This is a genomic window from Aliikangiella maris (genome assembly GCF_040719265.1).
Lineage (GTDB): Bacteria > Pseudomonadota > Gammaproteobacteria > Enterobacterales > Kangiellaceae > Aliikangiella > Aliikangiella maris.
The window spans coordinates 20541-45583 of record NZ_JBFDAH010000013.1 but is presented as its reverse complement, the minus strand read 5'-3'; the positions used below and the strand labels follow the sequence as shown (position 1 = coordinate 45583).

The following is a 25043-nucleotide window of genomic DNA, read 5'->3' as shown; positions in this document are numbered from 1 at the left end:
ATGAACAATTTTGTTTAAGTAATAAGTAATAAGTAATAAGTAATAAGGTTTTGTTTCACTACTCCCTACAAGTAAAAACTTTAATTATTGTCAGTGTCACGGAATTTAAATTGAAATGTCATGCAATCGCCACAAAAGATTTACAGACTGAAAGTTCCATTTTTTGTAGGGGAAAATCAAATGAAAAAACCTAATTTCCTTGGCCGACTGTCTGTTATTTCAGCAGTTATTTTAAGTGTTAGCTGCATGGCAAGTGCAGGTAACCATGACGATAATAAAAAACATTACAAACCGAAAAAAGCAAGTACTGCGCAACTTGGTCCTCGACCATTTTATTTGGTCGATGATATGGATATTGGGTCACTTAAAAACCAGTTAAAAAGTTGTTCAAATAAAAAGCGCTTCAAAAAAAGTGATTTTTCAATTGGGCATCGTGGTGCAGCAATGCAGTTTCCAGAGCATACTAAAGAATCTTATGTTGCTGCGGCGCGCATGGGCGCGGGTATTCTTGAGTGCGATGTTACCTTTACCAAAGATAGAGAGCTGGTTTGTCGTCACTCACAATGTGATTTGCATACCACCACTAATATTTTGCAAACCCCTTTAGCCGCTAAATGTTCTAAGCCATTCTCGCCAGCAACATTTGATGTTGATGGTAATCGCTTAACACCAGCTACTGCACAATGTTGTACCAGTGATATTACTTTAGAAGAGTTCAAAACCTTAAAAGGTAAGATGGATGGTGCCAATGCCAATGCTAGAAATATTGAAGAGTATTTAGCCGGTACACCGGGTTGGAGAACTGATCTGTATATTCAAGATGGCACTTTGTTATCTCATGCAGAGAGTATTGAGTTGTTTAAGTCATTAAACGTTAAAATGACACCAGAGCTTAAATCAGCCAGCGTTGAAATGCCTTATGAGGGTGATTACACCCAACAAGATTACGCTCAGCAAATGATTGATGAGTATAAGCTGGCTGGTGTCCACCCTAAAAATGTTTATGCGCAGTCATTTAATCTTGAAGATGTTAAATATTGGATAAACAATGAGCCTCGATTTGGTCGCCAAGGGGTTTATCTGGATGATCGTTATGATAATCCAGCGTTTGACTTCCGTGATCCGGCAACTTGGACGCCTAGTATGGAAGAGCTGGTTGCAGATGGTGTGCAAATCATTGCACCACCTATGTGGATGCTGATCGACTTGAATGCAGATAATCAAATTGTTCCTTCGTTATATGCTAAATCAGCTAAAGCTGCGGGATTAGATATTATCACCTGGACTTTAGAGCGTTCTGGCCCACTGGCAACAGGTGGTGGCTGGTATTATCAATCAGTAACCGATGCGATTAATAACGATGGTGACATGCTGACTGTGCTTGACGTATTAGCGCAAGATGTTGGTGTTATTGGTGTATTCAGTGATTGGCCTGCCACAGTGACTTATTATGCTAACTGTAAAGGTCTAAAATAATTACTTTTAGGGTGCTGTCGGGAATAATTTGTTGACAGTACCCATTCAATTCTTTTTATAATCAAATCTTCTAATTTATCAACTTTTATATTATTTAAATTAAAAATTTATTTTTGTAACTAAAACTAACATTGAGTCATTCAATCAGATATTTAAAGGGCCGTCTTTAACCACTTGTAAAAGTTATTAAATTATTTTATTGAATAATTGTTATTGTTTATTTTTTTATTGTAATTTGTTGTTTGTCATTTTCTGCAATATTTGACCTGTTAAATTATAGGAACATAAATAAATCCAAAAATAGAAGGGAAATTATGCCAATTATTGTGAACTTAGATGTAATGCTGGCCAAAAGAAAGGTGAAGTCTAAGGAGCTAGCAAAGGAAATCGGTATCAGTGAGCAGAATTTATCGATGCTTAAATCGGGAAAAGTTAAAGGGGTTAGATTTTCAACTATTGAAAAAATCTGTAAATCATTATCTTGTCAACCGGGTGATCTGCTGGAGTATCAAGAAGAGCTTCCATAAAGCGATTGCATTATTCTCTTTTTATGTCAGTTATTGTACAAAACTATTATTGAAGAATAAGTATAATTAACTCGTGTAGGTGGCGTGAAATTCAAACGACACTGATTCAATGGGTTGATTAATTCCTGTCTCGTCATTTATGTGCTAAGGCATCCAATAGTGATGTTGGTTTTGCTCAATTTGAAAAAAGCTTCTTTGAAAAGAATACTTTTGAAAAAAGGTATCTTTAAAGAGTGTCTTTAAAAAAGCGTCTTGGTATCTGATAAATTGAATTACTCAGGTTTAACACCATCTTTTTGCAAATACCATTATTTTAAATCTCACAAATAAATATTGAAATTTTATCCAGCAATCAATTATTTAACCGAAAAAAACGCTTAATTTAACTATACTCAAATACGATAATAAAAAGCCAAGATTGACTTAACTTGGGCATTGATAGCGCCCGATAATTTGTTCTGTTCAAGCAACTCACTTTAATAATGTCAGCCTGCCTACAGGTTAATACAGGGAATATTGCTCATGAAACCCATACTACTTATTCACGGTTACTCTTCCGAAGGTAAAGATAATAAAGTCGAAGATATTTATGGCACATTACCAGATTTTTTAAAAAAAGAGTTTGGAGAAGAAAACATTGAAAGTATTAATTTAAGTCGCTGGATTTCGCTCAATGATGGTGTCCGTCTTGATGATATCAGTTTTGCCATGGAGCGGGCGCTAAATAGCGACCAATACCGTAGTTTATTAAGTGGTGGATTTCATGTAATTATCCATAGTACGGGCGCGTTAGTTGTACGTAACTGGATTCGAAAATACAGTGCTAAACCCAGTCCGATTATTAATCTGATTCATCTGGCTGGGGCTAATTTTGGCAGTGGACTGGCACATATTGGACAAGGACGCTTATCTCGTTGGGGACGTTATTTATTCGGCGGAACTGGGGTTGGCAAACATATTCTGCAAGCGCTAGAGTTTGGTTCGGCGGAAACTCTGAATTTACAAACCCATTTTTTAACATCAGATAATGATATTTATGAAGACTATCAAGTGCAGGAGTTTTGTATTATTGGATCTCAAACCTTGAGTTTTTTGCGTCAAGTTCCTATTCGTTATGTCAAAGAGGATTCATCGGATAATACGGTGAGAACTAGTGCGGGCAATCTAAACTTTAATTACATTCTTATTTCTCCTACAAAAACTGCTGATGATTTGACCGTGAAAAAACTCAATGAACTGATTGAAAAAAGAAAAAATAATGAAACCTTTAAAGAAGAAAATTATCAGTATGACTTAACAGGTTTAAGTGAAAATCGTCAGCCTATTCCGTTCACTATTGCTTACGAAACGGCTCACTTTGGTGACGATATTGGCATTGTGACTGGTAAAAGCAATCGCTCTGCGGTCATTCCACTAGTGATAAAAGCATTGAAAACAGCACAGGATAAAATTGCTTATACTAAAATGGTTCAGTTTTTCGAGCAGAATACTAGCAAAACCTTTCAGCGGGTTACCAAACTAAAAGGAAACATTACTGATTGGGACAAACAAGCGCAATATGAAGCTCATGCACAATTGATTTTTCGGTTAACGGATCAATATGGCAGACCTGTCGAAGAGTATGACATTACTTTTAAATCTAAAAATAAAAAAATGAATCGACTGGAAAGTATGATTGAAGATGACCATGTTAACGAGCAAAATCCAGCAAATAAAACCTTATATTTACGTACCCAACAGTATGACAGTAAAAGTAAAACCTGGATTAATTTAATGGATAATATATCGCCGCTGAATATGGAAGTAACTGGTGTTGAAGCGCATTCGAAAGATATTGCTTACGTTCCCGTTAATATCAGTTTATCAAGTAAGCAACTGCAGCAGGTGGTACAAAACTTTACGACAACGATTGTTGATATTCAGTTAATACGCCTACCATCGAGTAATGTATTTACCATAAAGCAAATATAATAGAAGCTTTAAATAATCGGTAATCCTTTATCGATTTTAATACGCTCGATAACAACATAAGTGTGGTTTTTGGCAACGCCGGGTATATCGACGACCTGACCTAAAACTGCACGATATTCTGCCATGTCAGAAATTCGAATTTTCAGTAGATAATCAAATCCACCGGCAACCATATCACATTCGGCAATTTGCTTAATTTGAGCGACTTCCTCTGCAAAGGTATCAAACACCTCGGAAGTGGATTTATCTAAAGTGACTTCAACATAAGCGGTTAATCCAAATTTAAGCATTGGTGCATTGAGTACTGCCCCATAGCGTTCAATAAAGCCTTCGGTTTCCAGACGTTTAACCCGATCCAGACAAGGGCTGGCACTTAAATTAACCTTTTTCGCCAAATTTACATTGGAAATTCGGCTATTTGATTGAAGAGCATCTAAAATTGCTAAATCAATCTTGTCTAGGGTACGAATTTTGGGAGGAGTTTTCATGGTCAGTACGATCTACGGAAAAGCTAATTGAATTCCCTGTAATTTACGGGATTTTCACAAAATTCACCAGCACATTCTGCTGCGACTTCTATAAAATGCTCTCACTTATACGGTTAGGGCTTTGACTCCTAAAGAGGATTTTGTAAATGTTGTTTAACGATTCATTGGTAACAAGCTGTCCAACGCGACAAAAAATTCGAGATTTCTATCGAATTGATGAAGAGACAGTGATTAATCATATTTTGCCGTTGGCTGAAGTTGGTGTCAGTGCCCGCAGCCGTGCTTGGGAACGCGCCCGACAAATGGTGGTAAATATTCGGGAAGATCAAGAAGGTCAGGGTGGTATTGATGCGCTGCTCAACGAATTCTCACTGTCTTCGGAAGAAGGGGTTGTTCTAATGTGTCTGGCCGAAGCATTGCTGCGTGTACCAGATGATGAAACTCAAGATAGCTTGATTCGCGATAAACTTTCCAAAGGTGATTGGAGTTCTCACCTTGGCAACAGTGATTCGCTTTTTGTGAATGCATCTTCTTGGGGTCTGCTAATTACCGGAAAAATGGTTAATTATTCCGATAAAAACAAAGAGCGACAGTTTGGTGTTCTTAAAAAGACAATTGGTCGACTGGGCGAACCGGTGATTCGTAAGTCGGTACAGTTTGCCATGAAAATCATGGGTAAACAGTTTGTCATGGGACGCACGATTGAAGAAGCGATTGATCGCGCAGTTGAAAAAGAAAATAAAGGCTATGCCTATTCTTATGACATGCTGGGCGAAGGTGCCCGCACCATGAAAGATGCCGAGCGATATTTCGATAGCTATATGTCAGCGATTCATGTAATTGGTAAAGCCGCAAAAGGTCGCGGACCAATTAAAAGTCCTGGTATTTCAGTGAAGCTATCTGCGATTCATCCACGTTATGAATTTACACACCGTGAAAGGGTGATGACTGAACTTGTACCCAAATTAAAAGAATTAGCACTGGCCGCTAAATCATACGATATTGGTTTTACCGTCGATGCCGAAGAAGCTGATCGACTGGATATTTCGCTAGATATTATTGAAGCGGTCTTTTTAGATGATGACTTGGGCGATTGGAATGGATTTGGTCTAGCGGTACAAGCCTACCAAAAACGAGCGATTTTTGTGATTGATTGGCTAGGTCAATTAACCGAAAAAACAACGCGTAAATTGATGGTTCGATTGGTAAAAGGCGCCTACTGGGATACGGAAATTAAAACATCACAACAAGATGGGCTGGAAGATTTTCCGGTATTTACTCGCAAAGCGACGACGGATGTTTCTTATAAAGCCTGTGCAATTAAACTAATGGCTATGCGTGATCGAATCTTCCCACAGTTTGCCACTCATAATGCGTATACCGCAGCAACCATTTTACAACTGGCACATGGTGATACCAGCAATTTCGAGTTTCAACGCTTGCATGGTATGGGTGAATCCTTATACGACCAAATTGTCACTCAAGATAAAGTACAGTGCCGCGTATATGCACCGGTTGGCCAACATGAAGATTTGCTGGCTTATTTGGTGAGACGATTATTAGAAAATGGTGCAAATTCATCGTTTGTTAATGCCATTGTTGATGAGTCTAAACCGGTGGAGTCTTTATTACCCGATCCGGTAGAAAAAATTCAAGGTGTAAAATCGAAAGCCAATCCGCAAATTCAAATGCCAATACGACTGTATGGCGATGAGCGCGATAACTCGAAAGGGTTGGATTTAACCAATATCAATCACATTACACCACTAAAAGAAAATCTTGATCAATGGTTAAGTAAAATACTAATTGATGCGCAGCAAGTTCCTGAAGGTTCTAAACCTGTGCGTAACCCGGCTAATCGTGACGAAGTGATTGGTTATATTACTCATCAAAATGATGAGCAAATGAAACTGCTAATCGATAATGCTGATAAAGCTTTTGCCGAATGGTCAACTAAACCGGTCAAAGAACGTGCCGATTTATTGCGTAAAACTGCTGATATTTTAGAGCGTCATCGTGATGAACTGATTGGCCTATGTATGAAAGAAGCGGGTAAAGTTGCGCAAGATGGCGTTGATGAAGTCCGTGAAGCTGTAGACTTTTGTCGTTACTATGCCGCTCGTGCTGAAGAATTGGCAAAAGATGAGCGATTTGAAGCGCGCGGGGTAATTTTGTGTATCAGTCCGTGGAACTTTCCGCTGGCTATCTTCTTGGGACAGGTTGCCGCTGCAATGGTTACCGGTAATACCGTAATTGCAAAACCTGCGGAACAAACAACTTTGATTGCATTAAGAACTATTGAATTAATGCAAACAGTTGGCTTACCTGAGCATGTGGTACAGGCCGTTGTTGCCAGAGGTAGCAAGGTTGGTCAGATTATAATTCCAGATGAGCGAGTTCAAGCCGTCATGTTTACTGGTTCAACTGAAACCGGTACACAAATTTCGCGAACTCTGGCCGAACGTGGTGGTAGTCAAGTTCCATTGATCGCTGAAACTGGTGGTCAAAACTGTATGATTGTTGATTCAACTGCTCTGCCAGAGCAAGTGGTTGACGATGTAGTTTCATCAGGTTTTCAAAGTGCGGGTCAACGCTGTTCGGCATTGCGAGTGTTGTTTTTACAAGAAGAAATAGCCGACAAAGTGATTCACATGCTGAAAGGTGCGATGCAAGAATTAACTGTTAGCGATCCTTCTCTTTTATCGACTGATGTTGGCCCTGTGATTGATCAAAAAGCTCATGAATCACTAACCGCACACGTTGAATATTTGAAAGACAAAGCAAAATTGATTTACGCTTGCGATATTCCTCAGCAAGGTGAACATTTCTTTTTTGCGCCCAGACTTTACGAAATTGAAAACTTATCTGTACTGACTCAAGAAGTCTTTGGTCCTTGCGTTCATGTCATTCGCTTTAAAGGTGATCAGCTGGATAATGTTATTGCTCAAGTTAACTCAACTGGATTTGGATTAACTATGGGTATTCATTCTCGTATTGAATCTCGAGCAGACTACTTGGCAAAAGCTTCACGCGCTGGAAATATTTATATTAACCGCAATATGATTGGTGCGGTTGTTGGGGCGCAGCCATTTGGTGGTCGCGGATTATCTGGAACAGGCCCCAAGGCTGGTGGCCCTGCTTATTTAACGCGTCTGGTTAAAGAAAAAGTTCCAACAGAAAATGCACAGGCAACTCTGCAAAAGTCAGATGTTGTTGATTTTACCCTGAGTGCTGCTGAACAGGTGCAAGTAGAGGAAATCATGCAACAATCTGCCCGAGATGAAATTATTTGGCGCAATACTGATTTGGTACAACGAATTTCATTAGTGCGGCAGTTAATTGCAAAAATTGCAACGGTCGATAGTGTGAATGAATTTGCTGATGATTTGGATAAAACACTCAATGACGCGCGCAAATTGTTAAATCAAATGGAAGGACAATTAGCTAAGCCTAAAATAATGCCTGGACCAACTGGTGAGTCAAATAAATTGTATCTTGAACCGCGCGGCTGTGTTGTCTGTTACGCCGATAAAGATACGTCATTTAATTTTTGGGCAATTTCCATTATTACCGCACTGGCTGCGGGTAATACGGTTGTTACTGTTGTATCTGACCTATTTCATAATGAAGCACTGGCATTTAAAGATAAATTTTTATCGACTGGTGTTGCAAAGGGCATTTTACAAGTTGCTAAATTGAAATATCTGGATGCTATTTTGGCACATCCGGTATTGGCTGGAGCGGTTATTGGTAGCGCGTGTGAGCGTAAGGAGTATGTGACCGCAGCGCTGGCTAATCGTGATGGCGCTATTTTACCCGTTATTAGCAGTGAATATTATGATACGTTGATTAATCGACTATTAACTGAAAAAACGGTGAGTATTGATACAACCGCATCTGGTGGCAATACATCATTAATGACATTATCCGAAGACGATTAAGGTGCTGGTATTTAGGAATTCTAAATTTGCAGGATGCAAAGATATTTGTCTGTCACATGGTCGAGTGCGTTAAGTACTCCGGCCATGTCTTCTCTGACCTTTAACAACAAAAGCTCCCTAATCAATAGAAGCTCTCTAATCGATAGAAGCTCTCTAATCGATAGAAATCCCTTAGTCATAGGCAACCCATTGATAACGCTGTGAATTTTAAGGTGACATTGGAATTTGATAAGTCGGTGATTGATTAGTTTGGGCTTTTAATCTTTACCAATAGTGACTTAATACAAGATTCTCAAAACTTGGCGAATGAATATTGCTATACTTTTTATATTAATTGTCTGATAGTGATTACATTGCAGGTGTAAACCCGATGGAAGAAATCAAACAAGACGTACTGTTTGCCAAGCAGCCTATTTATGATATCAATCAGAATCTGTATGGATATGAAATTCTGTTTCGTGATAAATCAACTAATTTTGCTGATATTCGAGATGGAAATACAGCAACCATGCAGCTGTTAACCAATTATTGTAGTGGTATTTTCGAATATATTAATCAACCCTATGTAAAAATATTTATTAACATGACAAGAGAGTTGATTCTTTCCGAGGTCTTTATTCCTCTTCCGCCAGAGAGAATGGTCATCGAAATTTTAGAAGACTCGGTAATCGATGATGAACTTCTGACTCGTATTGATGAACTCCGAAAACAAGGTTATATTTTTGCAATTGATGACTTTCATAACCAGATTGAAGAGCTGGAACCTTTGTTGCCAGTGATGGATATTATCAAGGTCGATATCATGGAGTTTACCGATCAAGCTAAACTCGACAGTATTTTAAAAAAAATAAAATCATTAATGCCACCGCAAAACCGTCCGATTTTTCTAGCTGAAAAGGTTGAAACACAGACAGAACTAAATTTTTGTAAAGAATCTGGTTTTGAGCTTTTTCAAGGTTACTACTTGTCTCGTCCTGAAATGGTATTTGGTAAGCGAATTGAATCAAATAGTCAAAATGCATTTCGACTTTTATCAGCATTACAAGATGAAGGTGTCAGCATTGAGCAAGTCAGAGAGTTGGTTTCTGTTGATGTAAAACTGAGTTATCAATTATTAAAAATAGTGAACAGTCCTTTATGTGGGTTACCTAAAAAAATTGACAGCATTCACGATGCCATTGTTTTCTTAGGTTTGAAAGTTGTCAAACAGTGGGCAATGATTTTAACTATATCTTCGCATAATCAATGCTCTCAGGAATTACTCAGAGTTTTATTAGAGCGAGCAAAACTTTGTGAATTGTTAGCACAAAAAGAGACAGGCATTAATAGCGAAACTGGATTTACGGTAGGACTATTTTCAGGTATCGACCTGGTTTTACAAGCAGATAAAGCCTGGTTGTTAAATCAAATTGATTTATCTAACGAAACCATTCAGGCAATCCTTGATTTTTCGGGTGAACTCGGACGCATCTTGAAGATTGCAATGCATATTGAAAAAGCTGAGCTGTCTTTGCTCGATGATTTAAGTATTGATGAAAAGCTATATGCAACTAATGCGAGTATTGAAGCAATCCATTGGGTGAGTGATATTTTAAATGTGACAAAATAATGGGGTTGATGATTTTCCTTATCCAGAGTTAAGGTTAATTATTCAGGCCGTTTTTTGTTGTTCAGTGGAATAAAAAAAGCCAGGTTTTTACCTGGCTTTTTAATGTTATATCGAATATTCAATCGTGATAAATAATCGATAAATTTTCCTTAAGGTTCCCAACGGGCTTTCAAGTTAATACCTGATGTATAAGAGTAACCGTTGATACCAATATGCCATTGACCTGCTTGAGGATTATTAATGGTACAGGTTTCGGTAACGCCCGTATCTTTGTATGGACGACAAGTCCAGTTAGAGGTTGAGGCTTGTGAACCATAAGCAACATACAAGTCAGGATCTCCACTAAAACCCGAAATAGAAATGGTCAGTGACTTGGTACCTTCGGGTACATTGACCCAACTATGATTCCACGCACCTTTGTTTACGGTAATATTATTTGAGTCATACCAACCGCTATGGCGAGCAGTAATTGATGTATTTAAAAATTGTTTTGCACCGTGCAACATGACATACCAAGTACCGCCTATATCAGTTGATAACCCATTACTGCTATCACACTTTTCATTATTGCCATCTAAAAATGGACGACAGTCATAGTCATTTAATGTTGGGATACCACCTTTTTTTACATAAAGATCGACATCCCCTGTACCACCTGAAGTTTCAAAAATAACGCGGTTAGAACCGGCAGGTGCAGCAGGAACTATCATTTTGTAATAGAGTTCGGTTGTGGCGGTGCCGTTGAGTGACGAAATTTTTACCCCGCGGAACAAATCAACTCCTGGGTTATAGTAATTGCCCGCACACCAGGTACTTCCCCATTGCGACAAGTTGAAATAGTCGCAATTTGTATCGTAGCTTTTATTACTGGTTGCCTTGATTTTATAACCCGACAGACTAACGCCATTTAGTGAATTAAAATAACCGTTTTTCTTTAAGCTGAAATGTAAGTGTGGGCCAGTCGATGAGCCACCATTACAAAGTGCTTGTGCTTTGTTACTTGCGTAGTGACCAATATTCGTATTACGGTTAATTGATGCCCCTGTGCTCCAGGCTAAGTCAGACATATGATAATAGGTTGTTGACCAGCCACCATCATGAATGATTTCCATAAAGCACGAAGAATGGACCTTTACTGTTCCTGGTGCAGCAGATTGTACCCAGATGTTACTTAAATCTGCTCCCCAACCAAAGCCGCCGGTTGATAAGTCCAGCGAGGAGTGAACGCCGGTACCACCATCGTTTGCATGGGCACCACCAATATACCAGGTTTTACCAACCGGATAAGGAAGCGATAATAAATTAGCTGGTGGTAATGAGGCGGCGTTGCTGACGGTTAAACCGGTTGATGGTGCTGGTTGGCTGGTTAATCCCGAAGAGCCAGGTAATGATGTATCGAGTGATTTTGCCGTTGCGTTAGCCATCATTTTGGCTTCTTGAGGAAACAGTTTTTGGAAAGTTTCCGACAGTTGATTCATATGACCTGATAACATGGTTGTTTGCAGGCTTTTTTCTTGATGACCAACTTCTCTGAGTTGCTCTGCCATTTCTCTGAGCTGCTCAACAAAGCCATACTGATTAGACATTTGCGCTAAAGGGCTTTCTAAATCGGCGGCAGCGTTACTGACTAATCCACTTTGCATTTCGATCATGGCAAGGATGACTTTGGGACTTATGGCTGAATAGCCGGCAAAATGAGAGATCGCCTCAGATTTTGAAAGTAGGTGAGGTGCATTTTCGGCGAGGTATTTTTCTACATCGAAGCTCAGCATTTCATCATAAGAATAAGCCATTTGCTCAATACCAAGTTGAAACTCGGATGCTGTCGCAAAATTTGAGTTAATTGTTAATATGCCTGCACACAGTAAACCAGATAGCAGTTTATTTTTTCTGGATAAACTTTTAATGAGCATAGTCAGACCTCCAACAGTATTGGTGTTTAGTTATATTTCCGAGAGCTATTTATCTGGCGTTATATTTTTGTTCGTCAGTATTAGAGTACTGCTTGCCAGATTCCTTTATATTGCTTTCAATGTCACTTTCAAAAAGTTTACATTGACTAAAAAGTTATTGCGACTTTGCTATTTTATGTGACCGTTTATGATTATTTTTGTAGGTAGATTTTTTATTGTCAGTCAATAACTTTCAAAAATTACTACTTTGATATCTTCTGAAAGTTAGTTCAGTCTAATAGAGGGAATAATTGATGACAAGCATTTATCGGTTTATTATTATGTTAAAATTTACATTGATTTTACAATATGGCGTTAAAATTATATTAAGCATAATTATAAAATGTATGTTCTACTTAATAAAAGAAGGATAAATAATCTTTTTTTGAGATTATTTAAAATAAAGTTAATTATTAGGGATAAAAACATTATTATATTTTTAGATTGGGTAGTTTAAATAATTAGTCTTAAAGCCGTCTTATTTGTTGAGCTCAATGGGGATGTTTGAACCCTAAATGAGCCAAATAGCATTAGACTATAATTTTTAATGATTAGTTATCACTTTTTAATTAAATAATCTTATAAATACTAAGCTTTATTTTGTTAAGCAAGATTTTGCGAGTTGTTGCAACTGACGATATTCTACATGAGCTTGGCGGTAAAGATTGAAATCTGGGTGATTCTTATTCTTCAATTTATTGGTCAGATAGGTCAGAGTATTATCTAAATACTGTTGATGAGTACCAAGTTGTAACTGCCACATTTTATTACCGACCAGTTCAACCTTTTCTCTGGATTGTGTAGACACTAAAATAATTTCGTAAAAACGTTTATTTTCCTCAATTAGCAATTCATTTTCTAAGCCCAAAGGTAATGTTTGTAAGTGATTTCTTACCTTATAGTTATGGTGCACCGGGCACAACAAAAACGACAATTCTGATTGTGGGTTATTGGTCAGTAGCTGTGTAACAAAGGTATTGATTTTATCTCCACCAACTCCGGCCAGAATAAATAAATGTTTTTGTGATTGCATCGATGATGATTTGAGATCAATTGATGCCACATCAAAGCAATGGGTTTGCCATAAACCTGATCTTTGATTAATGGAGGTAACTGAATGATTATTTAAAAAATATTGTGCCAGTGTCAGGTTTAACTCATTAATTAAGCAATCAACAATATCGACAAAGTGCACGGTCGCCTTAATTTGACGTTTTAAAAGTGCCATGCCTAACAAGCCATGATCACAACAACAATCCCAAATATGATCAAATTCATCGGGGATTTGCTGCTCTATTGCTCGAAGACGCTTACCTAGTTTCACTTTTGAGTACTTAAAATTAAAAGGAAGGGCATAATAAATGAAGAATACAACGAAGAGAAGTGCTAAGAATAGAAGTGTCAAGAAAGGAAGTGTCAAGAAAGGAAGTGTCAAGAAAGGAAGTGTCAAGAAAGGAAGTGTCAAGAAAGGAAGTGCTATGGTAAATTTTGAGGTGCTTAAAAAAATCGCTTTTAAGCCTGAGAAGCATATATACCAGAGATAATATTAAAAATAGAAAAACTATAAAATAAGAGCATAAAGATAGTCGCTAATCATCAACTATAATTATTTGAGTACTTTACCAAATATCTAGAGGTTTCGGTGTTTCGTATCCTCATCGTGTTAACATTGACATGCTTTTCAACTTTAACTTTCGCGGTTAATAAGTCGAATAAAATATACTTAATTAATATGAAAATATCGTTAGAAATCGACACATTAATCAATTTAAGATTGAATGCCTTTATTAAGAAAAACTTACCTGATCAAAATATTGAGTTAGTTGTATTACCGATTAATCGTTTGAAACGCTTGGTATTTGATAACGTTGATTCAGCGAACAGTTATTGCACGGTCGCATCGAAAGGTTATGAAAGTAACATTCCTCATTTAGAAACAATTCCGTATCTTGCATTTAATATCGAACCGGGCTTGGTTACTTCGATTAATTCAAAAGCCCTTCAAAGACATTTGTTAGAAGATGGCAGCGTCAATATCAACAGTGCACTTGCCGATGAGAGGTTACGTTGGGTATTAGTTGAGAATTTTGCTTTATTTGCACCTGATGCAAAAAAAGTGGAGAATTCTAAATTAATTGAAAATAGTGAGCGTTTTCATATTCTTTCCCATAACGATCCTTATAAAGCCAGTTTCAAATTAGTTGCCGCAAACCGCTTTGATGTGACCTATACTACGGTTAACGGCATGCACCTATTTGCCAAGCCGCTTGGTGTTTATGAACAGTTGACCTTTTATCCTATTAAAAAATATACTGAGGAATATGCCAAAAATCCCGTATTAGATACAATACATTGTAATTTGTCTGAGACCAGTCAGTATATTTTACCCTACCTAAATGAGCTTTTATATCAAGTGCGTGGCAGAGAAGAATTTATTAAATATTTACTCACCTTTCGCGATTTAAAAAATTTACAAGATTTCAGCTTATCAAAAAATCTGGATGCACTAAGAGCGGGAATATATGATGAACCAAGTACGTTATCTAATCGTGTAAAATTGCCGATAAAAAAAGAATTTATCTATCCGCCCATCGAGCAGTATATTGAACAGCTTTATTTGACTGAGGTAAAGGATAAAAAATAATTATAGTAAAATGTTAACAATAAAAACGAAATAAGTTAGGTATTAATAGGGTGAAAAGAAATATTAAAGATATTTCTTTTCACTAAACACACACAATGATATCACTATTTTTGTTGTAAATAATCAACTAACCCATCAAAGAAATGTGCGGCATGTGCGGCAGGTCGGTCAATTAAGCGTTGCAGATAGTGTGATACTGATTGCCATTCGATCAAATTTGTCATTACAGCAATTCTCAAACTATAGCCAGCAAAAATATCGACAATTGTAAACCTGTCACCCAAAATAAAACCCGACTGAGGAAGCTGTGATTGAATGCTTTTTAACTTAAACCGCAAGCCTTGTTCGTAAATGGGTTGAAGTTCCTTTGGCATGAGTTCCTTATCGGCAAGAATATAATCAACTAACCTACCTTCAAGCGACTCGCTAAAAACTGAAGACCATTTTAAAAATTCAAAGCGATTAGGTTCGCCGGGTAATACGGATAAACGGGCTTCCGGAAATTGTTCTGCAAGGTAACTACAAATAGCGGTTGATTCAATTAGAGTTTTGTCATTAAACTTAACACAAGGTACGGCTGCAAACGGATTTAATTGTGTATATTGTGGTTTGCGATGTTCACCTAAGTCCAGTTTGTGCTCTTGTATTGTTAAGCCAAGTTCTTCGGCAAGCCAACGAACTTTACCACCACGATCATTATAACCAAATGAGTATATCTCGATTGAGTTGTTCATGTTGTTCATAAATAAAGATCCTTTCAGGTATCAGAAGTCTCAATAGACTACTCCAAATAAGGTTGTTTTACTAAAGAATATTCTTGATAGTCAGAGGCGTGTCAAAAATTTTTGAATAAAATAGTTGTCACAGATTTTTTATAGAAAATTTAACCGCATAAAACTGATTGTTAACTCATAATCTCATCTATCTGGCATGATGAAACCTCGGTAAATGTCGAAAATTTCCAATCATTATTCTCGAAATATCGGTAACTTATTGGCTACTATCGTCTATGAGGATTAAATTATGAGCAACCGAGTGGATTTTATCCAACTTGTGCCTGAAGCAATGACAATATTAATGACACAAGAAGATTATCTTCAACATCAATTTGCATCATCTGAAAGTTTAAGCGTTGGTATTGTGGAGTTAGTCAAATTGCGTGTATCACAAATTAATCAATGTGCATACTGCATTGATATGCATAGCAAAGATGCACTTAAAAATGGTGAAACTTATGAGCGAATGCTCGGATTAAGTGCATGGAAAGATATGCCATTATTTTCTGAGCAAGAACGCAATGCTCTCTGGTGGGCAGAGTTGGTCACTTTAGAAAAAGTGATTGATGAGGTAGACTATCAGCGGGTCATCGATTGTTTTGGGGAATTAGCTACTGTGAATTTAACTATTGCTATTAATGCCATCAATAGTTGGAACAAAATGGTAAAAGTTTTCAAACCGCAGGTAGGTTATTATCATCCAGCATCATCATAATTTAAACTCGAATGAGGCACCCTTTAAGCTTGTTCTTTTTAAGCCAAAGGGGGCTTTATCGGCTTATGTGCAATGCATCTGGTTTGCTTCAGTGACGGCAACCGATAACCGTGGACTTTATTCAGGTGAACAATCCGTTAAACGCTGGTTAGCTGGCGATGGTTGTGGTGGTATTTTATTTTCCTTGAATCCTTTATTTTGTTTAAATCAAAAAATTTATCGCACGAATATCTTATTGCTACCTGTTAGTAAACATAGCCAAAAGATTGAATTATTACCTGGGTGTCAACTAGCAGGAATTCGTTTTCAACCTGGCGTCAGTTTTAGTCTATTTGGTTCACTGTTTGATAAGCCGATCATGGTAACGGAACAAAATGATAGTAATCAGCTTAATGAGCTGTTTTTTGCACTAACCACTTGTATTGGATTTAGCAGTGTTATTTTAAAAATTTATCAATGGTGCAACCAACAAGTCGCATTTGAAGCGCTAACGCCGAAGAAAGTTATCAATGCCATTCAATATTTTCAAAACAGCTATTTAACAAATGATTTAACCACGACAAACTTACCATTGAGCCTGCGTCAAATCGAAAGGCAATTTTCTAAACGAATTGGATTAACGCCGGTTCAATTCAAACGCTTATTGAGAGTCAAAAACTGCTGGTCGCAGCTAAAATTCAATCCGCAAGTTGACTTGTCCGAACTGGCTTTGCAATGTGGATTTTCTGATCAAGCACATATGATTAATGAATTTAAGCGGTTCGCTGAAATCACACCGGGAAGATTGAGTCAGTTGCTGTTGCGACGGTAGATCTAATAAATTAAATAAGTACAGACTATAAGTGAACCCTAAGTTACTCTTCATCAAAATATCCTTTTTCGAATGTTGTTGATTGCCTAAATAAAAAATTCTAAATGAGATAAATATTGTAAACTAAGAAAGTTTTGATATTAAAAACTTGGGGAAAAATTATCCCCCAAGTCTTAGTCTTCAAGTCTTAATTTTCAAATCAACAATATCACACTCGTTCAAATACAGTGGCAATGCCTTGTCCTGAACCAATACACATTGTCGCAACACCTAAGTTGGCATCTTTACTTTGCATTAAACGCAATAGGGTTGTACTGATTCGTGCGCCAGAACAACCAAGAGGGTGACCTAAAGCAATTGCTCCACCATTTAAGTTTACTTTTTCATCAACAACAGATAATAGTTCCAGATCTTTTAATACCGGCAATGATTGCGCTGAGAACGCTTCATTTAACTCCCATAAGTCAATATCCTGAGTCGACAAACCTGCACGGTTTAAAACTTTTTTAACTGCGGGAACAGGGCCATATCCCATTATAGATGGATCACATCCAGCGACGGCCATTGCTCTAACTTTGGCAATAGGAGTTAATCCCAGTTCTGATGCTTTCTCTGCACTCATCATTAGCATGGCAGATGCACCATCTGAAAGTGCAGAAGCATTACCGGCAGTGACTGTACCGCGCGGGTCAAATACTGGTCTTAAACTGTTGAGTGCTTCTATGCTGGCATCTTCGCGAATGACTTCATCATAATTAAAAACGGTTAATGCGCCATTGGCATCATGTCCTTCCATTGGCAATATTTCAGCAGTGAAGGCACCTGAAGTTGTTGCTGCATGTGCTCGTTGATGTGAGCGTAATGCGAACTCATCTTGTGACTGTCTATCTATTTTGTGCATGCGTGCTAAAAGTTCTGCAGTTAATCCCATCATACCTGCTGCTTTTGCTGAATATTTAGAGAGTTCTGGTGCAATGTCGACACCATGAGTCATGGGAACATGGCCCATATGCTCGACCCCACCAATAATATAAATTTCACCATGACCTGTTTGAATAGCCTGAGTGGCTGAATGGATTGCTTGCATTGATGAGCCACATAAGCGATTAATCGTTTGTCCAGGCACGCTATGAGGAATACTGGTCATTAACATTGCAGTACGTGCTATGTTAAAACCTTGTTCGAGTGTTTGTTGAACACAGCCCCAAATCACATCTTCGACTGCTGCTGGATCCACCGCAGGATTTCTTTCAAGTAAAGCCTGCATTAGTTTTGCACTTAATACTTCGGCACGCACGTTTCTAAACATACCGCCTTTCGAGCGTCCCATGGGTGAGCGAATTGCATCAACTATGACGACATCTTTCATTGTGAATTCTCCTGTTTATTGTTGCGGTTGTTTATGCCGAGTAAAAGTTTTGATTGTTGGCTGCCATTTGTTGGAGCAGCTCTGGAGCTTCGTAAGCTGCCCCTAAATGCTGATATTTTTTCGCATTTTCAATAAATTGATTAATACCAATTTGGTCAACGTACTTAAGCGCGCCACCTCTGAATGGTGGGAATCCTAATCCATAAATTAATGCCATATCACATTCTGCGGCACTATCAACAATGCCTTCTTGCAGGCAACGAATCACTTCAAAAACAAATGGAATCATCATGCGATCAATAATTTCGTCTTCATTTAACTCGGTATTTGGTTGTCCAATGAGTTCAAATATTGAATCGTCCACCAGTTTTTGTGGTTTGCCTTTTTTATCTTTGGTGTAGGTATAAAAACCACTACCTGATTTTTGACCGAACTTTTTGGCCTGATAAAGTTTTTCAATGGCATCATCGGCTAACGCACTCATGCGTTCCGGATAACCTGATGCAAGCACATCAACACAGTGAAAAGAGGTGTCGATTCCTACGACATCGAGTAAGTAAGCTGGACCCATCGGCCAGCCAAAAGCGGCCATAACTTTATCTAATTGACGGAAGTCTGCACCATCGTTAAGTAACTGGCTGAAAGCTCTGAAATAAGGGAATAATACGCGGTTAACAAAAAAGCCGGGACAATCTTTGACAACAATAGCCGATTTGCCCATTGCGCTGGCATAGGCAACTGTTGTGGCAATTGTATCATCAGAAGTTTGACTGCCACGAATGACTTCAACTAATGGCATTTTATGCACGGGGTTGAAAAAATGCATTCCGCAAAACTTTTCAGGGTGTTGCAGATTAGTGGCCAGTTTATCAATCGAAATAGTCGACGTGTTTGATGCCAAGATGGCATCGCTACCAATGGCTTTTTCAACTTCCTGTAAAACACTGTCTTTCACCTTTGGGTTTTCAACGACCGCCTCAACGACAAAATCGACATGTTGCAGTGTAGTATAATCCAGTGTTGGTGTGATACTGGCAACAACCTTTGCCATTTTCTCTGGAGTGACTTTTCCAAGCTGAACACCTTTATTGAGAATTTTAATGGCTTCGCTAATACCTAAATCAAGTGCTGCGGTATTAATGTCTTTCATTACCACAGGAATTCCTTTACTGGCAGACTGATAAGCAATACCACCTCCCATAATTCCAGCGCCCAAAACGGCGGCAGACTTGACTTGTTTTGATGCAGTTTTAGCTGCAATTTTGGCTTTCTTCTTAATTAGCTGATCGCTTAAAAAGATTTGTACCATCGCATTCGCCTGAGCTGACTGACAGACGGTTGTAAAACCCTCATGTTCCTCTTTTAGGGCTTCTGATGCAGGTAAGTGGGCTGTTTGTTCAATCACTCGAATTGCTTCCATGGGAGCCGGGTAGTGTGACAGAGCTTTGGCGCCAACAACCCCTTTGGCTGTAGTAAATGCCATGGTCGCTTCTACTTGATTGAGTTTTAATGGCGCTTGTTTTTCGGCACGTTTGGCCTGCCAGTCTAGTTTGCCATTGATTGCATCATTGACCATTTGTAAGGCGACTTCGATTAATTGTTCTGGTTCGGTAACCGCATCAATTGCGCCAGTCTTTAGAGCATCGGCGGGCTTGTATGGTTTAGCCATAGCAATCCACTCAATCGCATTGTCGATGCCAATCAGACGTGGTAAACGAATGGTTCCGCCAAATCCTGGAATCAGTCCTAACTGTGTTTCTGGTAATCCGACGCTGGCAGCGGTAGAAGCAACGCGGTAATCACAGGTTAGTGCCATTTCAAATCCACCACCTAATGCGAAACCGTTAATAGCGGCTACTGTTGGAAAAGGTAACGCTTCAAATCCAGAAAAGATTGCGCCTGCCTCAATGCACCATTTGATCATGGTTTCTCGAGGGTTGGCAAACATGACTAAAAACTCGGTGATATCTGCACCGACGATAAAAACTGACTTGGGGCTGGTAACAATGGCTCCCTTTACTTCACTATTGTTGTTTAGCAGATTGATAATTTCACGCCATTCATTCAACGTTGCTTGATCAAACTTGTTGACTGACTCGTTTTTATTATCAAAGATGACTTCGACAATGCCATTGTCGAGCATCTGGCATTGAAGTGACTGACCTTCGTAAATCATGGGGTGCTCCATTAGTTGACTAGTCTGTTATCGCCTAGTTTAGCTTATGAGGGTTATGAGGCGACAAGTATAAATTTGAGATTTGGATGATTTATTACATTTCAGTTTGCAACCCCAGAATTATAACAGGATAATTTTATATTTAAACAAGCGTTTGAATTTTGAAGGATGAATCGAGCTGAGCAATGGAAAACAGGTGTCGGTGCTAAACGGCATTATTTGCTGATAAATGCGGTGATTGTTGCGTAAATAATGTACTTATCCAGAGTTGAGGTTACTTAATTGCCCGTTAAACGGAATAAGTTATTGCGAGTTATCGTCATGAAAAATTTAATCGAACAATTATCAACCTACAAGTCTGTCCATTTTAATCCGGTTAATCTAAAGACTCACTTTGTGGGTATTCCTCTGATTATTTTATCAACTGCTGTATTTTTGTCGCAATTTCAATGGCAGATAACTATTTTTAACATTCAATGGCACTTTTCATTGACTCATTTGTTGTTTTTAGTGGTGACACTTTACTATGCTTGGCTAAAACTGGTTTTAGCTTGCGGCATGATTTTATTTATTGGTTTAATAATAGTGCTGGTTGATTTACTGGAAGTTTCCGCTTTTGCCGAGATTGACTGGCAGATCGCGCTTGGATTGTTTATTGTGGGGTGGATCTTTCAGTTTATCGGTCATCGGTATGAAAAAGCAAAACCTGCATTTATTGATGATCTAAATCAATTGTTTATAGGTCCATTGTTTCTTATGGCTGAAATCTATTTTATGCTTGGCTGGGCGCCAGAACTTGAACATAAAATTAATCAGCTAGCCGTTACTAAACGTCAACAACTTAGTCGATTACCAAAATAATGCAATTAGCAGGCAATATTTATGATTGTGTTGAGTTGAGTGGGTCGAGTAAACTGAATAAAAAAACACGATTTTGAGATAAAACCAAGAAAAAAATAGAAAAACATCTTTCAATATTTAATGAATTTCACGGAGTTTTACTGGTGTTAAACTTAACTTCTCTATATGCCGATCACCTGACAGATTTACTCGCGCGCCACCGCTTACTCATGCAGCAAAATGATCTCGAGTATCTCGTCATTCCTTCAGGTGAGCCCATTCGTATCTATCTTGACGACATGGACTATCCTTTTAAATCGAGTTTTTTCTTTCGCACATATTTACCTTTAACCGAACTGGCTTTCAGCTATTTAATTATTGGACTGAATGACAAACCGACTTTGGTTTATTATCAACCCGTCGATTATTGGCATAAAGTCGCTTCAGATCCGGCGGGCATTTGGCCTGAGCATTTTAATATTCAAGTTGTGGCAGATAAAAATATTGTCAGTCAATATTTTCCATTAGATTCTGATAAGGTTGCTATTCTCGGTCAGGCAACATCGCTAACCAATCAGTTGACTCAAGCCAAAATTAATCCGGAACAATTACTAAACGCAATGTTTTGGCAGCGGGCCTATAAAAGTGAATACGAAATTGGCTGTTTACAACTGGCCAATGAAAGAGCGGTGGTTGCCCATCAGGCTGCTGAAACCGCATTTCGAGCAGGCAAAAGTGAGCAACAAATTCATTTAGCCTATGTTGAAGCTACCGGTATGCTTGAGCACCAAATGCCTTATAGCAATATTGTGGCACTTAATCAAAACAGTGCAGTATTGCACTATACTGATTGCGAAGCTCAAGCACCTCAACAAAGTCGTTCCTTTTTAATTGACGCTGGCGCCAGTGTTAATGGCTATCACTCAGATATTACCCGAACCTATGCGCTAGAAAATAATGAGTTTGCTGATTTGATTGCTGCAATGGAAAAAATACAGCTTAACTGTATTGAGTCAATTCAGGTTGGACAAAAGTATCTTGACCTACATGTCAATACGCATCTTGAAATTGCCAAAATAATTCAGCAATTTGGTTATGTCGACATGTCCCCTGAAGCAATGGTGGAAAGCGGTGTTACGGCAACTTTTTTCCCACATGGTTTAGGTCATTTAATCGGTTTGCAGGTGCATGATATTGGTGGACAGTTCTTGAATGAGACAGGCCAGCTAAATCCGCCTCCCGCCGCTCACCCATTTTTGCGATGTACTCGCCATATGGAAGCCGGTATGGCTTTTACCATTGAGCCGGGTTTATATTTTATTGAATCACTATTGGCTGAACAGTATCAAGGTGAACATAAAAAGGCTTTTAACTGGGAAAAAATCAATGTAATGAAACCATTTGGCGGTATTCGTATTGAAGACAACATTGTCGTGACACCTGATAAAGTGATTAATTTAACTCGTGATGCTTTTGCAAAATACTAGTATTAAAGATTACCACACGACAATATAGACAATATAAATAAGGGCGGTGGTTGCTCGCCCTTAAAGTCAGTAAAAACAATTTTATGACCGGATACTTAGTGCCAGCACAATCAATTGACGTTGAAGAAGTGATAAAAAACAGTCAGTTTATCACGCGAATAAAACCCGTTTCATCGGTTGACGAGGCAAAAGCATTTATTCGACATTTAAACCAGACTTATGCTGATGCGACTCATCATTGCTGGGCTTATATTGTTGGTAATCCATCATCAACCACCTTAATGGGGTGTAGCGATGATGGAGAACCATCTGGAACAGCAGGAAAGCCAATGCTCACCGTTTTACAATATTCTGGTATCGGTGACATTATAGCCGTTTGCACTCGCTACTACGGTGGGACCAAATTGGGGACAGGGGGACTAACTCGAGCGTATGGTGGCGGCGTAAAACTAGCGCTTGAAGCGCTAAGTGTGACGCAAAAAGTAAACTATCAAACGCTGAGTTTTCTGATTGATTATGGACAGCTTAAAGATTGTGAACACTTACTAAAACAGTATCAAATTGAAAATTTACAGCAACAATTTGATACGCAAATTGGCATTTCATTTGACATCGCCAGCGAAGAAGTGACGCAATTTAAAACAACAATAAAAAATAAACTAAAAGGTCAAATTACATGGAATACTACTTAATGGCAAAACATATCCATATGTCGGCAGCTTCGATTTCTTTGGTCGGATTTTTATTGCGAGGCTTTTGGATGTGGCGTGAAAGTCCCTTACTTCATGCCAAACTAACCAAAATATTACCGCATATTATCGATACCGTTTTATTAAGCGCAGCTATTTATATGCTGGTAGTCTCTCAAGTCAATCCGTTTCAAGTGAGCTGGCTATCAACAAAAATATTTTTGCTGGTTGTTTATATTGTATTGGGTATGTTTGCATTGAAACGCGGTAAAACAAAATCGGCCAGAATGATTGCATTGTTAACTTCGATAGTCGCAATTTTATGTATTTTTGCAGTTGCCATGTATCGACCGGAAATTATGATAATGTAACTGAAGTTTAGTTGAATATCTAAATTTCAGTTATTGATTATTATCAGTGAGTTGCCGAGTTTTGGGAAAGTGCCTGGTCCTTTTTCTCCCAGATGCTATTGAGCCACTGCTGAGTGGCTTTGCGGATTTCGGGGCTATTAATAAAGTCACCTTTGACTGATTCGGGGACTTCGATTAATTCTGCGTGAAACTGAATATGTAAAATTCGTCCACATAAAAAATCCCAAAAACTAAATTGTTGATTATTAGGATAATTGATTGTGACATTTAAAACATGCTGAATTTCATCACCCATTAGCGTTAAAACATAACCAATACCACCTGATTTTGGCTTGAGTAAATGCTGATAGGGTGAATTCTGGCGCTGTTTTTTCGCCGGTGTAAAACGTGAGCCTTCAGTAAAGTTCATGATTGAAATGGGAATATTTTTAAACTTTTCACAGGCTTTTTGTGTAGTCTTAAAATCCTCACCTTTTTTATGCGGATTTTTCTTTAAATAAGATTTTGAATAACGCTTCATAAAAGGAAAGTCTAGCGCCCACCAACAAATTCCTAATACTGGAATCCAAAACAGTTCTTGCTTTAAAAAAAACTTTAAAAATGGAATTTTACGATTTAAAACTTGCTGTAATACTAAAATATCAACCCAGCTTTGATGATTGGCTACCACCAGGTACCAGTCCTTAGTCGATAAGTTATCGGGCAAACTCACCTGCCAGCTAATTGGCTTGGTTAGCCAGTTAACCGCAGAATTAACGCTGATCCAGCTAGAGGCGACCAGATTAAGAAAATAATTACACAGGGTGGTTATTGGCTTAATAGGTAATAACAGCTTAATAATGGCAAATACTAAGATTGGTACGAACCAAAAAAAGGTATTAAGCGTGTAAAGTAGCAGAGTAATTGCCCCATTGAGCTGAGCTGGCAGTAATTTGTACAACATAGTCTTGATTTAGCTTTCATTTTTTAATCAATGTCGGCTGCAATTATACTGTTTTCTGTGAAATCTCCCAAATAGAGAATGATGTTTAAAAACCGTTAACTCAATTATTAACGAAATTAGTGAAAAACAGCGGTTTGTGACAGATTCATTATTTGTAACCTCGCGTTTCAACAATTTTAAGTCGAATTTGTCACATTTAGTCGAACAATAAGTATCCAAGTGCCTTGATTTCTCGTGAAACTGATGGTGTCTCGATAT

Annotated in this window: 19 protein-coding genes; 12 read left to right on the top strand and 7 right to left on the bottom strand. The window is 38.2% G+C overall.

Translation table 11 applies throughout. The features are described 5' to 3' along the window. The first annotated feature begins 180 nt into the window (after positions 1 to 180). The 3 genes from ABVT42_RS13015 (at position 181) to ABVT42_RS13005 (ending at position 3974) form a co-directional block, all read left to right on the top strand. Positions 181 to 1476: a glycerophosphodiester phosphodiesterase family protein gene (locus tag ABVT42_RS13015; RefSeq protein WP_353896252.1), complete on the top strand. Its 1296-nt coding sequence runs from the start codon at positions 181 to 183 to the stop codon at positions 1474 to 1476. Positions 1477 to 1790: 314 nt separating this feature from the next. Beyond that, positions 1791 to 2003 carry a helix-turn-helix domain-containing protein gene (locus ABVT42_RS13010; RefSeq protein WP_353896251.1) on the top strand — a complete coding sequence of 71 codons (213 nt, stop codon included), beginning with the start codon at positions 1791 to 1793 and terminating at the stop codon, positions 2001 to 2003. Positions 2004 to 2525: 522 nt separating this feature from the next. Continuing rightward, positions 2526 to 3974, top strand: a complete 1449-nt coding sequence (locus tag ABVT42_RS13005) for a hypothetical protein (protein ID WP_353896250.1) — start codon at positions 2526 to 2528, stop codon at positions 3972 to 3974. Between the two features lie 8 nt (positions 3975 to 3982). Here ABVT42_RS13005 and ABVT42_RS13000 read toward each other — a convergent pair whose 3' ends face one another. Then, the gene (locus tag ABVT42_RS13000) at positions 3983 to 4462 is read right to left on the bottom strand and encodes a winged helix-turn-helix transcriptional regulator (protein ID WP_353896249.1); all 480 of its coding nucleotides are present in this window, start codon (positions 4460 to 4462) and stop codon (positions 3983 to 3985) included. A 146-nt stretch (positions 4463 to 4608) separates the two neighbouring features. Here ABVT42_RS13000 and putA point away from each other — a divergent pair, with 146 nt between their 5' ends. Together putA and ABVT42_RS12990 are read left to right on the top strand one after the other, a co-directional pair. Then, complete coding sequence (gene putA / locus ABVT42_RS12995) at positions 4609 to 8403, top strand: bifunctional proline dehydrogenase/L-glutamate gamma-semialdehyde dehydrogenase PutA (protein ID WP_353896248.1); 3795 nt, start codon at positions 4609 to 4611, stop codon at positions 8401 to 8403. Between the two features lie 370 nt (positions 8404 to 8773). Then, positions 8774 to 10012 carry an EAL and HDOD domain-containing protein gene (locus ABVT42_RS12990; protein ID WP_353896247.1) on the top strand — a complete coding sequence of 413 codons (1239 nt, stop codon included), beginning with the start codon at positions 8774 to 8776 and terminating at the stop codon, positions 10010 to 10012. Positions 10013 to 10161: 149 nt separating this feature from the next. Here ABVT42_RS12990 and ABVT42_RS12985 read toward each other — a convergent pair whose 3' ends face one another. Together ABVT42_RS12985 and ABVT42_RS12980 are read right to left on the bottom strand one after the other, a co-directional pair. Beyond that, positions 10162 to 11925 carry a pre-peptidase C-terminal domain-containing protein gene (locus ABVT42_RS12985; protein ID WP_353896246.1) on the bottom strand — a complete coding sequence of 588 codons (1764 nt, stop codon included), beginning with the start codon at positions 11923 to 11925 and terminating at the stop codon, positions 10162 to 10164. Between the two features lie 634 nt (positions 11926 to 12559). Next, the gene (locus ABVT42_RS12980) at positions 12560 to 13288 is read right to left on the bottom strand and encodes a tRNA (adenine(22)-N(1))-methyltransferase TrmK (RefSeq protein WP_353896245.1); all 729 of its coding nucleotides are present in this window, start codon (positions 13286 to 13288) and stop codon (positions 12560 to 12562) included. A gap of 408 nt (positions 13289 to 13696) precedes the next feature. Here ABVT42_RS12980 and ABVT42_RS12975 point away from each other — a divergent pair, with 408 nt between their 5' ends. Next, the gene (locus ABVT42_RS12975; RefSeq protein ID WP_353896244.1) at positions 13697 to 14608 is read left to right on the top strand and encodes a hypothetical protein; all 912 of its coding nucleotides are present in this window, start codon (positions 13697 to 13699) and stop codon (positions 14606 to 14608) included. A gap of 104 nt (positions 14609 to 14712) precedes the next feature. Here ABVT42_RS12975 and ABVT42_RS12970 read toward each other — a convergent pair whose 3' ends face one another. Then, on the bottom strand, positions 14713 to 15351 hold the full coding sequence (locus tag ABVT42_RS12970; protein WP_353896243.1) for a glutathione S-transferase family protein: 639 nt from the start codon (positions 15349 to 15351) through the stop codon (positions 14713 to 14715). Between the two features lie 280 nt (positions 15352 to 15631). On the opposite strand from ABVT42_RS12970, the gene ABVT42_RS12965 reads away from it, so the two are divergent. Both ABVT42_RS12965 and ABVT42_RS12960 read left to right on the top strand, forming a co-directional pair. After that, positions 15632 to 16099, top strand: a complete 468-nt coding sequence (locus ABVT42_RS12965) for a carboxymuconolactone decarboxylase family protein (protein WP_353896242.1) — start codon at positions 15632 to 15634, stop codon at positions 16097 to 16099. After that, entirely contained in the window at positions 16077 to 16910 is an 834-nt protein-coding gene (locus ABVT42_RS12960) for a helix-turn-helix domain-containing protein (RefSeq protein ID WP_353896319.1), read from the top strand. Before ABVT42_RS12965 ends, ABVT42_RS12960 begins: the two co-directional genes overlap by 23 nt. A gap of 208 nt (positions 16911 to 17118) precedes the next feature. On the opposite strand, the gene fadA is transcribed toward ABVT42_RS12960, so the two are convergent. Beyond that, entirely contained in the window at positions 17119 to 18279 is a 1161-nt protein-coding gene (fadA, locus tag ABVT42_RS12955) for an acetyl-CoA C-acyltransferase FadA (RefSeq protein WP_353896241.1), read from the bottom strand. 31 nt (positions 18280 to 18310) lie between these two features. Continuing rightward, positions 18311 to 20455, bottom strand: coding sequence for a fatty acid oxidation complex subunit alpha FadB (gene fadB, locus ABVT42_RS12950; protein WP_353896240.1), 2145 nt, complete (start codon positions 20453 to 20455; stop codon positions 18311 to 18313). 321 nt (positions 20456 to 20776) lie between these two features. Here fadB and ABVT42_RS12945 point away from each other — a divergent pair, with 321 nt between their 5' ends. The 4 genes from ABVT42_RS12945 (at position 20777) to ABVT42_RS12930 (ending at position 23842) form a co-directional block, all read left to right on the top strand. Beyond that, positions 20777 to 21316 carry an Mpo1 family 2-hydroxy fatty acid dioxygenase gene (locus ABVT42_RS12945; RefSeq protein ID WP_353896239.1) on the top strand — a complete coding sequence of 180 codons (540 nt, stop codon included), beginning with the start codon at positions 20777 to 20779 and terminating at the stop codon, positions 21314 to 21316. Positions 21317 to 21459: 143 nt separating this feature from the next. Beyond that, complete coding sequence (gene pepQ / locus ABVT42_RS12940; RefSeq protein WP_353896238.1) at positions 21460 to 22782, top strand: Xaa-Pro dipeptidase; 1323 nt, start codon at positions 21460 to 21462, stop codon at positions 22780 to 22782. Positions 22783 to 22865: 83 nt separating this feature from the next. Further along, the gene (locus ABVT42_RS12935; protein ID WP_353896318.1) at positions 22866 to 23474 is read left to right on the top strand and encodes a YigZ family protein; all 609 of its coding nucleotides are present in this window, start codon (positions 22866 to 22868) and stop codon (positions 23472 to 23474) included. Next, on the top strand, positions 23474 to 23842 hold the full coding sequence (locus tag ABVT42_RS12930; RefSeq protein WP_353896237.1) for a SirB2 family protein: 369 nt from the start codon (positions 23474 to 23476) through the stop codon (positions 23840 to 23842). Before ABVT42_RS12935 ends, ABVT42_RS12930 begins: the two co-directional genes overlap by 1 nt. 43 nt (positions 23843 to 23885) lie before the next feature. Here the strand turns inward: ABVT42_RS12930 and ABVT42_RS12925 are convergent, their stop codons facing one another. Then, a complete protein-coding gene (locus ABVT42_RS12925) occupies positions 23886 to 24785 on the bottom strand; it encodes an acyltransferase (RefSeq protein ID WP_353896236.1) in 900 nt (299 codons plus the stop codon). Positions 24786 to 25043: the final 258 nt, after the last annotated feature.

Bases quoted from the DNA above. Each gene is read 5' to 3' on its own strand.
- ABVT42_RS12965 (WP_353896242.1), top strand. From the start codon at position 15,632: ATGAGCAACCGAGTGGATTTTATCCAACTTGTGCCTGAAGCAATGACA.
- fadB (WP_353896240.1), bottom strand. From the start codon at position 20,455: ATGATTTACGAAGGTCAGTCACTTCAATGCCAGATGCTCGACAATGGC.
- ABVT42_RS12925 (WP_353896236.1), bottom strand. From the start codon at position 24,785: ATGTTGTACAAATTACTGCCAGCTCAGCTCAATGGGGCAATTACTCTG.
- ABVT42_RS13000 (WP_353896249.1), bottom strand. From the start codon at position 4,462: ATGAAAACTCCTCCCAAAATTCGTACCCTAGACAAGATTGATTTAGCA.
- ABVT42_RS12975 (WP_353896244.1), top strand. From the start codon at position 13,697: ATGAAAATATCGTTAGAAATCGACACATTAATCAATTTAAGATTGAAT.
- ABVT42_RS13005 (WP_353896250.1), top strand. From the start codon at position 2,526: ATGAAACCCATACTACTTATTCACGGTTACTCTTCCGAAGGTAAAGAT.
- ABVT42_RS13015 (WP_353896252.1), top strand. From the start codon at position 181: ATGAAAAAACCTAATTTCCTTGGCCGACTGTCTGTTATTTCAGCAGTT.
- ABVT42_RS12970 (WP_353896243.1), bottom strand. From the start codon at position 15,351: ATGAACAACATGAACAACTCAATCGAGATATACTCATTTGGTTATAAT.
- ABVT42_RS12945 (WP_353896239.1), top strand. From the start codon at position 20,777: ATGAAAAATTTAATCGAACAATTATCAACCTACAAGTCTGTCCATTTT.
- ABVT42_RS12935 (WP_353896318.1), top strand. From the start codon at position 22,866: ATGACCGGATACTTAGTGCCAGCACAATCAATTGACGTTGAAGAAGTG.
- ABVT42_RS13010 (WP_353896251.1), top strand. From the start codon at position 1,791: ATGCCAATTATTGTGAACTTAGATGTAATGCTGGCCAAAAGAAAGGTG.
- ABVT42_RS12930 (WP_353896237.1), top strand. From the start codon at position 23,474: ATGGCAAAACATATCCATATGTCGGCAGCTTCGATTTCTTTGGTCGGA.
- putA (WP_353896248.1), top strand. From the start codon at position 4,609: ATGTTGTTTAACGATTCATTGGTAACAAGCTGTCCAACGCGACAAAAA.
- ABVT42_RS12990 (WP_353896247.1), top strand. From the start codon at position 8,774: ATGGAAGAAATCAAACAAGACGTACTGTTTGCCAAGCAGCCTATTTAT.
- fadA (WP_353896241.1), bottom strand. From the start codon at position 18,279: ATGAAAGATGTCGTCATAGTTGATGCAATTCGCTCACCCATGGGACGC.
- ABVT42_RS12985 (WP_353896246.1), bottom strand. From the start codon at position 11,925: ATGCTCATTAAAAGTTTATCCAGAAAAAATAAACTGCTATCTGGTTTA.